Here is a 14343-nt window from a genome sequence, read left to right on the forward strand (position 1 = left end):
ATATAATTATCGTTTAACTGGTTGATTTTTACGATATAATGCATTTGAGGTTTTTAGTAAAAATTTATTCTCTTCAGAAATAAGAAAATAAAAAAAACGGACTAAGTGATTAGTCCGTTTTGTGGTAGCGAGGACGGGAGTTGAACCCGTGACCTCAGGGTTATGAATCCTGCGCTCTAACCAACTGAGCTACCTCGCCTTTTTTGGTTATTGGCATCCTTGAATGCGGGTGCAAATATAAAACTAAATTCAGATGTTGCAAATTTAAATCGAAGAAAAAATTTTATTTTTCAAAATGCTTTTTTATTGAATTTATATTTGATATATTTCCAAAAAATTAATCACACATTATTTCGAAAATAGTTACATTGTATGGAAGTCAAAATAAAATATGAACTGGAGTTTCAAATAAATTCATCACCACAATTATTATATCAATATATTTCTACTCCTTCTGGATTGTCAGAATGGTTTGCTGACAATGTTAATTCAAGGGGAGAGTTTTTTACCTTCATTTGGAACGATTCTGAAGAAAAAGCAAGAGTAGCTTCAAAAAAATCTGGAGAAAAAATAAAATTCAGATGGATAGATGAAAATGATGTTGATACTGATTATTTTTTTGAATTGAGAATTCTAGAAGATGAAATTACTAAAGATGTTTCTTTGATGGTAATTGATTATGCAGAGGAGGATGAAGTAGCCGAAGCTACTTTATTGTGGGAAAATCAAATTTCTGACTTAAAACACGTCATCGGATCGGTATAAAATTATTTATTACGCTTATATTTGTCACGCTTTTTAGCGTGACTTTTTTTATATGATCAATTTTAATGGAAACATTGTTTCCCCCGACGAAAATTTACTAGTAAACAACCGTGCCTTTCTTTATGGTGACGGTGTTTTTGAAACCCTAAAAATTGTAGATGGCAAGATTCTCTTTCTAGAGGATCATTATTTCCGTTTGATGTCTTCAATGCGTATCGTGAGAATGGAAATTCCGATGAATTTTACAATGGAATATCTTGAAGAACAAGTCTTTATTTTGGCGAAAGCCAATGAATGCGAAGCTTCAGCAAGAGCCAGAATCACAGTTTATAGAAATGACGGAGGCTATTATTTGCCAAAAAACAAAGAGGTTTCATTTCTTGTAAATGTTGTTCCTCTAGAAAATGCAATTTATAGACTTGAAAAATCTATCTATGAAGTTGATTTATACAAGGATTTCTATGTTACTAAACAATTGCTTTCTACGATAAAATCGACCAATAAATTAATCAATATCACCGGAAGTATTTTTGCTGATGAAAATGGCTTAGACAATTGTTTGCTGCTAAATGATAGCAAGAATGTAATTGAAGCCTTAAATGGCAATATTTTCATGTTAATGGGGAATAAGTTAAGTACTCCTCCAGTTGATGAAGGTTGTCATAATGGTGTAATGCGAAGACAAGTTTTAGCTTTAGCGAAAAAAATAGAAGGATTAGAGGTGGTTGAAGAACCTATTTCGCCTTTCGATTTGCAAAGAGCCGATGAGTTATTTATAACCAACATCATTACAGGAATTCAACCCATCACAAAATACCGCAAGAAAGAATTCGGAAATAAGTTAACTACTGATTTAATCGTCAAGCTGAATACTTTGGTGCGGTTTGGCTAATTGAGTAATGGATTTTCTGGAGCGTTCGACCAAATAAGGTAATCGCCACCTAATTCCTTTATTTTTTCTTTCCAAAAGTGAGTTGTCGACTTTCCGATTATCTTATTCTCATAGACGTTTTGGCTAATAATCCAAGAGTTAGAAGACATTTCGTTTTCCAGCTGATTGGCTTCCCAACCCGTGTAGCCTAGAAAAAAACGAATATTGTTTTTATTTACTTTCCCCTGATTGATCAAATCCCTAGTAGATTCAAAATCGCCTCCCCAATAAATTCCATTTGAGATTTCAATACTATTAGGAATAAGTTCAGGAATGTTGTGAATGAAATATAAATTATCTTGTTCTACAGGGCCTCCATTGTAAATCTTGAAAGAAGCATCAATTTCTGGAACAAGGTCATTGATGGTGTACTTTAGAGGTTTGTTTATAATAAAACCAACAGAACCTTCTTCATTGTGATCAGCCAACAAAATCACCGATCTGTTAAATGAAAGATCACCTATTATTGAAGGTTCTGCAATGAGCAAATGTCCTTTTTTTAGTTTGTCTGTTATCATTTTGCTGAAAATTTATTAAATTTAATAATAAAAATCTGAATCGCCCAAAAAAATGTTATGATTTTTATAAAAAAAAAAGTCTTCCGACGGGAAGACTTTAATTTATATCTGGTAATGAATTAGTTCATACCACCTTCTAATTCAGCTCCCGCTTTAAATTTCACTACTTTCTTAGCAGCAATTTTAATTGTAGCACCTGTTTGTGGGTTTCTTCCGTCTCTTGCAGCTCTGTCAGATACTGACCAAGATCCAAAACCTACTAGTGAAACTCTACCACCTTTTTTCAAAGTAGCACCTACATTGTTTAAAAATGACTCTAAAGCTAATTTTGCAGCAGCTTTTGAAATTCCTGCATCTGCAGCGATAGCATCGATTAATTCTGATTTGTTCATAATAATAGTTATTAATTGTTGGTTAAACATTACGTTACTTATAACAAATTTAATAGGAATTCCTTACTGTGCAAGACTTTTGCGATGTTTTTCATCGATTTGTTGATAACTCGACCGTTTTGTTGATAAACTAAGTTGTTTTTTTCAAAATTTCGCTCAAATCAGTGTTTACGCAACCTTACAAAGCTTTAGCATTTTCAGAAAAAGTCATTCCGTTTAAAAATTCCTGTGCTGTCATTTTCTTCTTTCCAGGAAATTGCAAACTCATAATTTGGATGAATCCACCAGCTACGGCTACTTTCAGTTCTTTTTTTGTTGCTATAATCTGTCCTATAGTTAAGATGTGTTCTTCCTCAATCATTTTGGCTTCATAGATTTTTACGTTCCACTCTTGATTATTATCTGTAAAAAAACACCAAGCTGCTGGATAAGGAGAAAGTCCTCTTATTAAATTATAAATTTCTTGAATCGAAATTTCCCAATCAATTTTGCAATTGTCTCGATCTAGTTTATAAGCCGTTTTAATTTCTGGACTGTCCGTTTGAAGGGTCGTTTCTACCTCTCCTTTTTCAATCAAGGCTAGGGTTTCTACAACAGTCTTGCTTCCTAAATCCATCAATCGGTCGTGCAATTCTCCTGCATTTTCTGTTTCTGAAATAGCGATTTCCGAATTCAAAATCATCGCACCAGTGTCAATCTTGTCATCAATAAAAAAAGTAGTAACGCCTGTTTTGGTTTCCCCATTAATGATGGCCCAATTAATTGGAGCTGCTCCACGATAATTGGGTAAAAGTGAAGCATGAAGGTTAAAAGTGCCCAATTCGGGCATTTCCCAAACTACTTTTGGTAGCATTCTAAAGGCGACAACAATTTGTAAATTGGCATCTAACGCTTTTAATTCAGTCAGAAAATCATCGTTCTTGAGATTTGTAGGTTGCAAAAGTTTCAAATTATGTTCCATTGAATATTGCTTCACGGCCGAATATTTTATCTTTTGGCCACGTCCAGCAGGTTTGTCAGGAGCTGTAATCACGCCAACGACTTCATAATTATTCTTGATAATGGTGTCCAAAATGCCAACGGCAAATTCTGGAGTTCCCATAAAAACGATTCGTAGTTTGTTCATTATTTTTTTAAACTATATTTATTATTGGAAGTGATATCGATAAGGTTATTGTCTAACATTTCACGAAGTGCAAAGATAACATCCTCTGATGAATCTTGTGTGCTAATTTGAATTTCCCTAGAACTTAAGGGTTGATTTCTTAATAGGAATTTTATCTTTTCTGCCAATGTCAAAACGTTCGTCTCTTTTTTATTCAAAGTAATGCAATAGGAACAAATTCCGCAATTTTCGGTTTTGGTTTCCCCGAAATAGTTCAATATTATTTTTGATTTGCATCTTTTTTTATCTTTCACATATTCCATAACCGATTGCAACTGCTCTTTCTTCAAGTTGTTTTGGTTTTCCAAATATTTCGAAACTCGATTGATGGTTTTTTCGTCTTCGCGAACTTCATTAAAAGTCAAAGTCGCATCATTATTTTTAGATTGATAGGCTATAATTTCCTTTTCTTTTAATTTTTGAAGCACTTTCAAAACCATTTCTTCAGTAGTTTTTGTTTTTTTTGCGATAAAAGAAATGTTCAAAGCCGTCGATACTTCATAGATTCCAGGATACGTTCGAAGCATAGTCAGGATAATTTCTTCGTCTGACGGATTCAAACTCATATACCGAATAACCTCTTTTGAAGAAATGATAAACTGTGCCGAAATCTTCTCTGAAAATTCCTGAGAAAGCGAAATAATTCCTTGGCGGTCCAGAAATTGCATTGCGTTAAAGGTCTTCAAAATCGGAAATTGATATTGTACACAAAAATGATTCAAGTTAAAAGAAAACACCTCGTTAATGCCTTCTCCATAAGCAATCTGAAAATAATTGCACAACTTAACATACATGGTTTTCAAGAATTCCTTATCAGGCAAAACCGCAATAAATTGATTCTCAACTTGAAAAATATCCGAAGGACTGTTAAGTAAAACCGCATAGGCTTTTTCTCCATTTCGACCTGAACGTCCCGCTTCTTGATAATAATTTTCAAGATTTTCAGGCAGTTGAATATGAATTACGGTCTTGACATTCGCCTTGTCAATTCCCATCCCGAAGGCATTCGTAGCCACAATTACTTGAACTTCCTCTTTCATCCAAAGCTTCATGTTCTTGTCTTTTTCCCTAGAATCCAAACCACCATGATAATAGGTTGATTTAAAACCTAAGGATTGCAATTGGGACGAAATATCCAAGCATGACTTTCTATTTCTCACATATATAATGGAAGGTTCTGGGTTTTTCTTCAAAATTTGTTCGATACGAAACAATTTATCTTCGATATCAAACACCATATAGGCAATATTTTCCCTTGCAAATGATTTCTGAAAAACCACTGGTTGCTCCAATCCCAATTGCGTCACTATATCTTCCTGAACTCTTTTGGTTGCCGAAGCGGTCAAAGCTAAAAAAGGAACTTTCGGGAAATGCGTCTTCAAGCTCGAAATCTTCAAATAGGCCGGTCTGAAATCGTGACCCCATTGCGACACACAATGTGCTTCGTCAATAGCAATAAGATTTATGGGAAGGTTTTTAATTCGTTCTAAAATCCAGTCAGATTGCAGTCTTTCGGGCGATAAATAAAGGAATTTATAATTTCCAAACTGACAATTGTCTAAAAGATCGATCATTTCGTCCGATTGGATTCCACCAGTTAAAGCAATTGCTTTGATGTTTCGCAACTGCAAATTCGCCACCTGATCTTTCATTAACGCTACCAAAGGCGAAATCACCAAGCAAATCCCGTCCTTCATCATCCCTGGAACCTGAAAACAAATCGACTTCCCGCCACCCGTTGGCATCAATGCAAACGTGTCTTTCCCTTCCAGAATAGAAGCAATCACTTCGCCCTGAACTGAACGAAAAGTATCATGGTTCCAATATTTTTGAAGAATAGAAAGGGGAGTCATAATTATCAGTTGTCAGTTTTTGGTTGTCAGTTCTAAATGCTAAATCTACAAAAACTTATCACAATAATAAGTAATCGATAAGAGATACCCGACAACTGACAACTATTTCGAAAGATGCGTTAAAATAAACTCAATCCTTTTTTCAACCGAGTCTTTTGGTACCTCAATTAAGTTGTAGCCATATTTTTGGTAAGTTTCGGTCAAGTGGTTATAGATAAGCTTCGCTTGTTCGTAGTTTTCATAACGTTCGTCGTCGCTCGTGTAAATTTCTTCCCAAGGCGGAAGAATAAAGATTTTAGTATAAATATTTGCTCGACAAGCCTCGTCAAAATGAGCAGGATAACTGTCGCCAATATAATGCATATAGGCCAAAACATCCGGAATACCACGATCCAAAAACACATTTTCGTGTGGTTCGTTCAAGGCGTTTTTGTATTGTTTCACGCGTCCTTCCAACAAAAGTTCACTAAAAAGCAACGGATTTTCCAAGAATAATTGCTCAATTCCATGTTTTTTAGCCTCCATCGTCACCTCGCGAGAAATTTCTGGATAGCAACAAAACCCTCTATTCACAAGTCCATCAATAATAGTAGTCTTTCCCGTTCCAGGTCCGCCGATGATGACAATTATTTCTTTCTGCATTTTTTTGAAATAAGGGGCAAACTTACCCAAATATTTCGAGATATTAAAAACTATTTCAGTCCATGCCGTTAATTTTTAGGAGCAAATCGTTAGGGCATTTTAGCAATCCGTGTTCCTGCCTTCCTTCCAAATCTTTTTATTTTTTTAAAGAAAAAAAATAAAAAGGATTTTCCCTCCAGTCAGGGCTATCCTGAAGCTTCGGGAGGAAACGATTTGATCCTTGGAATCACATCCAGCAAATCCACAAACTTGTCATTGTGAAGCAATTCCCTCAAGTCGCGCTGCAAACGTAGGATAAAATCAAAAAGACCTAACAAATTCTAAAATCTGTCAGGTCTTTTCTTTAAGAAAATAAATATTTGACTATTTAATAAACTTAAAAGTCTTTTGATTATCCAATGTCACCAAATAAACACCCTCGCTAAACGAACTGATGTCCATTGAATAATCGTCAACCGAAACTTGTTTTGTAAGTAATAATTGTCCAGATAAATTATATACAGTAGCAGTTTGGCTGTTTTCTAATCCTGTAACGTTCAGTTCAGTTGTAGAGTTATAAATAGAAATAGCTTTCAAGTTATAGTCAAACTCAGTAGCCGACAAGCTGGCATCTTGCACAGTAACCACTCTTCCTTGGTTCTTCAAGGTCATATAAAGTGTATCGCCAATCAAAACAACATCTCTGAAGTTGGCATTAAAAGGTATTCCATTATTAGAATCTTGATACATAGTATTTTGGGCAACCGAAGTCAGAGAAGAAGTGTTATTTAGCTGTTTTGTTTTAATAAAATGTGCTTCGGCAGTAAATAGCGCATTGCCACTAACAAAAATCCCTTTGTTGAAGCTAAGGCCGGTCAGAAAATCGGATGCAGTTGTGGCACTACTTGTTACATCATAGCTATAAATTTTAGCATCTGCACCCACGGATATTAGCAAATCGTTACCATAAAAAGTCATATCATTTGCGACTTCATCAGTAGTAAGGCTGTTGATTAAAACTGTAGCTACAGGATTTATCGAAGTAATGTCAATCTTGTGTACTTCAACCGTAAAATTGTCCTCTCCAGTTGGAGTAGTTTCTGAAGTAAAATAAATAAAATCATCCTTGATTGCTAAAGAAGAGACGTATTGTGTAGTAGAAAAAATCACATTTGGAGTAGCAGTTAAATTATTTAAATCAAGAGAGATAATACGACATCCCACAAATTCATCCAAAGCTTCAACATAATTTTCTTCAGAAATGTAGAGCATAGTTCCATCAACGGTGAGGTTCGACATATAAAAATCCGTTGGAGAAGTATAAATTGTAGTAGCACTAGGATTATCTGCTTCAGTGTTTATTTGGTATAAATTTTTAAGACCTTGAACATACAGCATGTTTCCCTGATTGATGATTGCCGAAGGCTCAACCAAGCCCGAGATGTAGCTTGAAGCTTCTTGTTGGGAATAGGAAGTTGAAAAGAAGATAATGCTTAAAAAAGCAAAAAGTAGTTTTGTTTTCATAACAGAAAGGTTTTAGGGTAAATATTAAAAACCAAATGTATCACGTTTAGTTGGCGTCAGCAATACCTATAAATAGGTATTGTTGACCACAATCATTTTCACAACGTTGTCATCTCGCCGATAGGAGAGATCAGATTAAAGTAGTGCTGCAAACTTGGATTTAGATGATGTGATTCATCATGCTTCGAAAGGATAAGTTTGCGGAAGTGGATTGAAGTTGCATAATGTTATGTTGCTTACTGTAGAAATCAGCGACAGATAGTGGTCATTTCGAAAAGGAATTCTTCAATTTGTTTTCGAAAGATTTCGTCGGCGGCATTGGCTTTGGCCAATTTTATAAATTTTATGGCATTTTCACAATCTTTCATATAAAAGTAGGAAATAGACAAATTAAAAAGCAATAGTGGATCAATACTATTATTTAAATGCTGAGCAATTTGATAGCCTTTCAATAGGATTTGATTTCCTTGTTCAAATTTTTGTTGTGCAACTAAAAACCTTCCGTAATTTATATAGGTGATTATGCTTAAGGTATCATTTGAAAATATTCTGTTGTAGGTTAGTTCTGCTTCTTCATAATTGCTAAACTTTTCAGACATTAAAGCTATAGAGTTTAAAATTACTGTATTGTCTTTTTCAATAGCATCTGCCTTTTGGAAAAATTCTTCTGCAGTATAGAAATCCCTGTTTTCAACATTTTTCAAACCTTCATTGAAAAGCTCAGCGGCTTTTTTATCTTTGATACCCGTATTTCCATAGTTGATGATTTCGTGTTTTTTGGTGTATACTACTTTTGTTTTTTCATTTTTGCAAGATTGCAAAGCGGTAATGAGAAAAAAAAGAATTCCTAAATATATAAAGGTAAAGATGTAAAATATTGGTTTTTTCATATATAACGCAATGGTTAAAGCAAATGTACAGATTTTTCTATATCCACAATCTTGTAAAAGTTTCCCAAGTTAAAATGGAAACTCTAATAGCCCTGGCTGGAGGGAAAATCCTTTTTATTTTTTTTCTTTAAAAAAATAAAAAGATTTGGAAGGAAGACAGGAACATGGATTTCAAACACGAACCAACCGTTTCGCTCCACCAAATTCTTAAACTTCAAAAGAAAATTCTTAAATCAAAAAAATGTATATTTGCTGTTTATTTTTAATGAACGATGGACAAGAAGACTGAAGAATTTTATGAAAGGCTAAAAGTGGAACTCGATAACAGCAACACTTGGCCGGCTGAATACTTATTTAAATTTATTGTACCTACTGATGAAGCGAAGATTGAGGCAGTGAAAGAGGCGTTTAATTGTCTTGGAGCGGTTATCAAAACTACACAATCTAAAACGGCGAAATTCACCAGCCTTTCGGTTGATGTACAGATGAAAAGTGCTCAGGAAATCGTTGACAAATACATTGAAGTTTCTACAATCGAAGGTATAGTTTCCCTATAAATATGACTGAAAAATATATAAAAGAAAATGCAAATGATGTGGTGTTCAACTTGGAATACAATTCTGAAAGGCAACATTTGATCATTCCAGAATATGGAAGACATTTGCAAAAATTAATCGACCAGGCAACTGTTATCGAAGATCGCAAACAGCGAAACAAGGCGGCCAAATATATCATCCAAGTGATGGGAAGTTTGAATCCGCATTTGCGTGATGTGCCCGATTTTCAGCACAAGCTATGGGATCAGATTTTTATCATGTCGGATTTTAAATTGGATGTCGATTCGCCTTATCCGATTCCTTCACGCGAAGTGTTGCAATTGAAACCTGATGTTTTAAACTATCCTCAAAATTTTCCGAAGTATCGTTTTTATGGCAACAACATCAAATATATGATTGATGTAGCCAACAAATGGGAAGAAAGCGAGTTGAAAGAAGCATTGGTGATGGTAATTGCCAACCACATGAAAAAATCCTATTTGAGTTGGAATAAGGATACCGTGAAAGACGATGTTATTTTTGAACATTTACTTGAACTTTCAGGTGGAAAAATTAATATGATTGGTAGCACAGAAGAATTGCTAAAAACAAATGACCTGATGCGAACCAACCAAAGAATGTCGAACAAAATCACGACGGCAGGATCTCAAAAACCAAAGATTATGAAAAAGGGAAAGTCAAATAACCCAATTCATAAAAACCAAAATAGAAAACCATAAAGAAGTTGTGAGTTATGAGTTATAAGTTAAGAGTTACATTGGTAACGGCTTATAACTCATAGCTTATAACTCATAACTTATAACTAAAAAAGATGGGAGTTTTTAAAATTGAAGGTGGTGTCCGTTTAAAAGGAGATATCACGCCACAAGGAGCAAAAAATGAAGCCTTACAGATTTTATGTGCGGTATTATTAACTCCAGAAAAAGTGACAATCAATAACATTCCGGATATTATTGATGTCAACAAACTGATTACTTTGCTAGGTAATCTGGGTGTAAAAATCCAAAAGAATGAAAAAGGATCCATCACATTCCAGTCGGATGAGGTGAATGTTGGGTACTTGGAAACAGAAGCTTTCAAGAAAGAAGGTGGCTCGTTGAGGGGTTCGATTATGATTGTTGGGCCACTTTTGGCTCGTTTTGGAAAAGGATATATTCCAAAGCCGGGAGGAGACAAGATTGGTAGAAGAAGATTAGATACTCATTTTGAAGGTTTTATCAACCTTGGTGCCAAATTTAGATACAATAGAGAAGACCATTTTTATGGTGTGGAAACGCCAGAAGAAGGTTTGCAAGGAACGAACATGCTTCTTGACGAAGCTTCGGTTACGGGAACGGCAAATATTGTGATGGCGGCGGTTTTGGCAAAAGGAACTACCACGATTTACAATGCAGCTTGTGAGCCTTATTTGCAACAATTATGCAAGATGTTGAACTCGATGGGTGCTAAAATCACCGGAGTTGGTTCTAATTTATTGACCATTGAAGGTGTTGAAAGCCTTGGCGGTTGTACTCACAGGATTCTTCCTGATATGATTGAAATTGGTTCATGGATTGGTCTTGCAGCCATGACAAGAAGCGAAATCACAATAAAAAATGTGAGTTGGGACAATCTTGGAGTTATTCCAAATACCTTCAGAAAATTAGGAATTACATTAGAAAGAAGAGGCGACGATATTTATATTCCAGAACACAAAGACGGATATGAAATCAAAACCGATATTGACGGTTCGATTTTGACCGTTGCTGATGCTCCATGGCCTGGATTTACTCCAGATTTGTTGAGTATCGTTTTGGTTGTGGCAACACAGGCAAAGGGAGATGTTTTGATCCACCAGAAAATGTTTGAAAGCCGTTTGTTCTTCGTGGACAAATTGATCGATATGGGTGCAAAAATCATGTTGTGTGATCCGCATCGTGCTGTAGTTATGGGGCATAATTTTGAATCGCAACTAAAAGCAACTACGATGTCTTCGCCAGATATTCGTGCGGGAATTTCGTTGTTGATTGCAGCGCTTTCGGCAAAAGGAACCAGTACCATTCAAAACATTGAGCAAATCGACAGAGGTTATGAAAATATAGACGAACGATTGAGAGCGATTGGAGCTAAAATTGTGAGAGAGTAATCTTATTTTAGATTATAAAATAGAAAACCCGAAGACTTTACTAGTTCTTCGGGTTTTTGTTTGTTTACTTAAATTCAGAGTACACAATTTTATCGTTTACTTGCAGTTGTGTAATATGCTTGCTTGTTGTTCCAAAAGGTGCTAATGGCGTCCAATTCTTGGCATAATATAAGCTTACTTGCTTGCCAATAAAAGCATTGGGCGAAACAAGTCCTTTTTCAAATCCACGGTTGATATAATACGTTGTCTTGTCGTTTTCTAATTCAAATAGGATATCTTTTGTTCCGGCTTCGGTAATGTTTTTTACAACGCCTTCAACTTTTACTGAGTTTTCCAAAGAAGTATCGATTGGTTGAAAGGCAAAGAACAAAAAGACGAGAAAGATAAAGCTCAACATGTAAATTATTTTTTTCATTCCATATCGTTTAAAGGTTGATTGTTAGAACGATATGAAATGAAAAAAAGTATATCTTACTCAAACATATTCAGAAATTTCAATCCAAAAACTACTCCGTCACCTATGTATCCGTTTTGATAGGAACGAACATAATCTACACGAAGCATCTTGAATTTTCCAAAACCTAGTCGGTCTAAACCAACCGAAAATTCCTGATACGGTTTTCTGTCGGCTGTAGCCAAATTATGAAATCCCAGGATAAGTGTTGAATTTAGTTTGTTCAATAACGGAATTTTGTTCATGATAAAACCGTTGTCGTTATGCTCGAAATGCGATTCAAAATAAGCATCATTCGTGCTGTTTTGATAATAGGGCATCAAGTTGAAGACATTCAGATAACGTTCGTCGGTTCCGATATGGGTTTGGTTTCCGTTAAAATGCTTGTAGTCGATAAACGAAATGTTATCGGCATCAAAAAAGGTTCCACCTTTCAAATTCATCGAAAGTGTTCCTTTGTTTCCAAAGGTTTTATCATAATAGACTGATCCAGAAACGGCATGATATTCATAGTCTTTGTTGGTTGCAGCAAAAGCTTTTTCGTAATTGAAAGTCAACGTTGGATATTTATTGTTTCGGATGTTAAACCTTCCATCAGGTCTTGAAATGTATTTTTGTCCGAAATTAATCCTTCCGAAAATCGAAGCTTTCATTACGTGATGTTGCTCAAATGGAGCATTCAGATAATCATCTGGAGCCAATGGATTATTGGAAGTAAACAAATCGCTGTCTTTAAACACGACATAATCGGTGTTGTTGAAAAGTGGTTTTCGTTGTTCATATTCTAATTTCCCATTCAAATACAAACCGTTTGCCACGTTTTGGCCATAATTGATTTGGGCAAATTCCTTGTTGTAAAGTTTCATGTAATTGTCTTTGAAAAACAAGGAACTGATGGAATTTACGAGTTTAGAAATAGGAGGTGAGTTGTTAAATTGGCTAACGGCACTTCCACCCGAAACCGAAATTGCGGCATAATTTTGATTGTTGAATCGGTGATAATAGCTTCCTGTAACACGAAGTCGGTCTTCGGCAAAGCCATAATTAAAGGTAGAATTGATGTAGGTATATTTCCCGTTTTCATCGTTCCATTTTCGAAATGAAAAACCTGAATCCAAGTTCCAACCCTGAACGGTGTTGTAACTCAAAGAGGATAAGTTAAGAATGCCTGCATAATTGAAGGTCCATTTTTCCATTGACTTTTTATAGGTATAACCCGAAATGATATCGAAAATCTTAAACTTATTGCCTTTTGCATCAATGGAATCTAAATATTTTTCTGATTTTCTCAAGGTTTGCAAACTATCTTTTCTGACATAGTCATTACTCTCTTCCAAGGTCAAGGGAACTGGCCTATTGGTATTCCAAAAAACAGAATCTTTTTTATTGGCATTTTCTTCGAAACTCAAAATTTCATTGCTAAAGGTTTTTTTTTCAAATTCATTAGGGAATTCATAATTACTGAAAACGTGAGTGAATTTTCCGAAAAATTTCACTCCAAATGCACCAGCTGTAAAATCGAGACTTTGGAGGTTTTTAGACCAAATATGATTGGTTTTGTTATAGTTGTAGTTTTGTTTAAGGTTCATAACGTCCATAAATTCCTGATGAGCTCGATAGCCTTTAATGTCAACATCAATCCCATAAATTGCCCAAGAATCCTCAACAATATAAATGTAGCCTTCAAAAACAGGTTCTCTGTCTCGTTTTGGTGTAAGTTTTATTTTGTTGATCATTTGGTTGTTGTCATCCTGAAAAGTTCCTTCCAAGGTATATTTGTAATAACTAAAAGCATTATCTGCAATGGGAGAAATCATATTGGCACCAAATGAAACGGTGTTTTTATAGAAGTCAAAATTAGTTCCGCGAGCTGAGTTATAGCTAAAACCGTTATCGTTTCCGCTTATTTTCGAGGCAATTATCTTTTCTTTAAAATTGTTTGGTTTCTCAATCATGATCTTGGATACTGTTTCCGAAAGATAAATGATGCCACTTCCAGTGGAATCTAAGGCTCCATCCATGTTGCCAATTTCCTGACCCATAAATTTCTTCGGAACGTTTTTGAGTTTGAACATTCCTCTCGAATAGAAATCGGCTTTGTATCTCGCAGTGTTGTCGGCATTATTTTCTCTTGCAGCAATCGCTTTTCTGATCACGGCATTGGCAGGGTTTTCTTTAGTATTGATGATTACTTCGGCAAGCGAAATGTTTTCTTCATATAATTTTACATCTAAAATAAAGGGAAATTTATCAACGGTAATTGTTTTCTTTTGGGTCTTATAACCAAGATATTGAAAAATAAGGGTGTGTTTTCCAGTTGTCTTGATGTTCAATTCATACTGACCTAGTTCATTGGATGAGGTTCCGTTATAGGTATTTTCTACATAAATGGAAACAACGGGAAGCGGAAGATTTTTCTCGTCAGTTACTGTTCCTTTAATTTGTGAAAAACCTACTAAGCTAGAAAATAGTAAAAATAAGGTAGATAATTGTTTCATGTTAATTGTTTTTGGTAAGACGAATATATCAATAGAAAGGTTGCATCCAC

Annotated in this window: 14 protein-coding genes and 1 tRNA gene; 5 read left to right on the plus strand and 10 right to left on the minus strand. The window is 35.0% G+C overall.

Annotation, left to right across the window (positions count from 1 at the left end; translation table 11 throughout):
* Positions 1–122: 122 nt before the first annotated feature.
* Positions 123–199 (minus strand) — tRNA-Met (locus G508_RS0116515).
* 173 nt (positions 200–372) lie between these two features.
* Between G508_RS0116515 and G508_RS0116525 the strand changes: the two genes are divergently transcribed.
* Both G508_RS0116525 and G508_RS0116530 read left to right on the plus strand, forming a co-directional pair.
* Positions 373–765: an START-like domain-containing protein gene (locus G508_RS0116525; protein WP_026706347.1), complete on the plus strand. Its 393-nt coding sequence runs from the start codon at positions 373–375 to the stop codon at positions 763–765.
* A gap of 52 nt (positions 766–817) precedes the next feature.
* Positions 818–1657 (plus strand): aminotransferase class IV, encoded by an 840-nt coding sequence (locus tag G508_RS0116530; RefSeq protein WP_026706348.1) that lies wholly within the window; start codon positions 818–820, stop codon positions 1655–1657.
* Here G508_RS0116530 and G508_RS0116535 read toward each other — a convergent pair.
* From G508_RS0116535 to G508_RS0116570, 7 genes are all read right to left on the minus strand, one after another.
* Complete coding sequence (locus G508_RS0116535; RefSeq protein ID WP_026706349.1) at positions 1654–2214, minus strand: YqgE/AlgH family protein; 561 nt, start codon at positions 2212–2214, stop codon at positions 1654–1656. The genes G508_RS0116530 and G508_RS0116535 overlap by 4 nt on opposite strands.
* 119 nt (positions 2215–2333) lie before the next feature.
* Complete coding sequence (locus G508_RS0116540) at positions 2334–2606, minus strand: HU family DNA-binding protein (protein ID WP_026706350.1); 273 nt, start codon at positions 2604–2606, stop codon at positions 2334–2336.
* 178 nt (positions 2607–2784) lie between these two features.
* Positions 2785–3732 (minus strand): methionyl-tRNA formyltransferase, encoded by a 948-nt coding sequence (gene fmt / locus G508_RS0116545; protein ID WP_026706351.1) that lies wholly within the window; start codon positions 3730–3732, stop codon positions 2785–2787.
* The gene (locus G508_RS0116550; RefSeq protein ID WP_035695035.1) at positions 3732–5624 is read right to left on the minus strand and encodes a RecQ family ATP-dependent DNA helicase; all 1893 of its coding nucleotides are present in this window, start codon (positions 5622–5624) and stop codon (positions 3732–3734) included. The genes fmt and G508_RS0116550 overlap by 1 nt, the downstream gene beginning before the upstream one ends.
* Before the next feature lie 102 nt (positions 5625–5726).
* Entirely contained in the window at positions 5727–6266 is a 540-nt protein-coding gene (locus G508_RS0116555; RefSeq protein ID WP_026706353.1) for an AAA family ATPase, read from the minus strand.
* Between the two features lie 363 nt (positions 6267–6629).
* Positions 6630–7769 carry a T9SS type A sorting domain-containing protein gene (locus G508_RS0116565; protein ID WP_026706354.1) on the minus strand — a complete coding sequence of 380 codons (1140 nt, stop codon included), beginning with the start codon at positions 7767–7769 and terminating at the stop codon, positions 6630–6632.
* Between the two features lie 248 nt (positions 7770–8017).
* Positions 8018–8659 (minus strand): tetratricopeptide repeat protein, encoded by a 642-nt coding sequence (locus G508_RS0116570; RefSeq protein WP_026706355.1) that lies wholly within the window; start codon positions 8657–8659, stop codon positions 8018–8020.
* Positions 8660–8931: 272 nt separating this feature from the next.
* On the opposite strand from G508_RS0116570, the gene G508_RS0116575 reads away from it, so the two are divergent.
* The 3 genes from G508_RS0116575 to murA all read left to right on the plus strand — a co-directional run bounded on the left by G508_RS0116575 (position 8932) and on the right by murA (position 11341).
* Complete coding sequence (locus G508_RS0116575) at positions 8932–9216, plus strand: DUF493 family protein (RefSeq protein ID WP_026706356.1); 285 nt, start codon at positions 8932–8934, stop codon at positions 9214–9216.
* A gap of 2 nt (positions 9217–9218) precedes the next feature.
* Positions 9219–9935, plus strand: a complete 717-nt coding sequence (locus tag G508_RS0116580; protein ID WP_026706357.1) for a DUF4290 domain-containing protein — start codon at positions 9219–9221, stop codon at positions 9933–9935.
* 92 nt (positions 9936–10027) lie between these two features.
* On the plus strand, positions 10028–11341 hold the full coding sequence (gene murA, locus G508_RS0116585; protein WP_026706358.1) for a UDP-N-acetylglucosamine 1-carboxyvinyltransferase: 1314 nt from the start codon (positions 10028–10030) through the stop codon (positions 11339–11341).
* 64 nt (positions 11342–11405) lie between these two features.
* On the opposite strand, the gene G508_RS0116590 is transcribed toward murA, so the two are convergent.
* Together G508_RS0116590 and G508_RS0116595 are read right to left on the minus strand one after the other, a co-directional pair.
* Positions 11406–11756: a hypothetical protein gene (locus G508_RS0116590; protein WP_157486082.1), complete on the minus strand. Its 351-nt coding sequence runs from the start codon at positions 11754–11756 to the stop codon at positions 11406–11408.
* 56 nt (positions 11757–11812) lie between these two features.
* The gene (locus G508_RS0116595) at positions 11813–14293 is read right to left on the minus strand and encodes a DUF5686 and carboxypeptidase regulatory-like domain-containing protein (RefSeq protein ID WP_026706360.1); all 2481 of its coding nucleotides are present in this window, start codon (positions 14291–14293) and stop codon (positions 11813–11815) included.
* Between the last annotated feature and the right edge of the window lie 50 nt (positions 14294–14343).

This window comes from Flavobacterium soli DSM 19725 (genome assembly GCF_000422705.1).
Lineage (GTDB): Bacteria > Bacteroidota > Bacteroidia > Flavobacteriales > Flavobacteriaceae > Flavobacterium > Flavobacterium soli.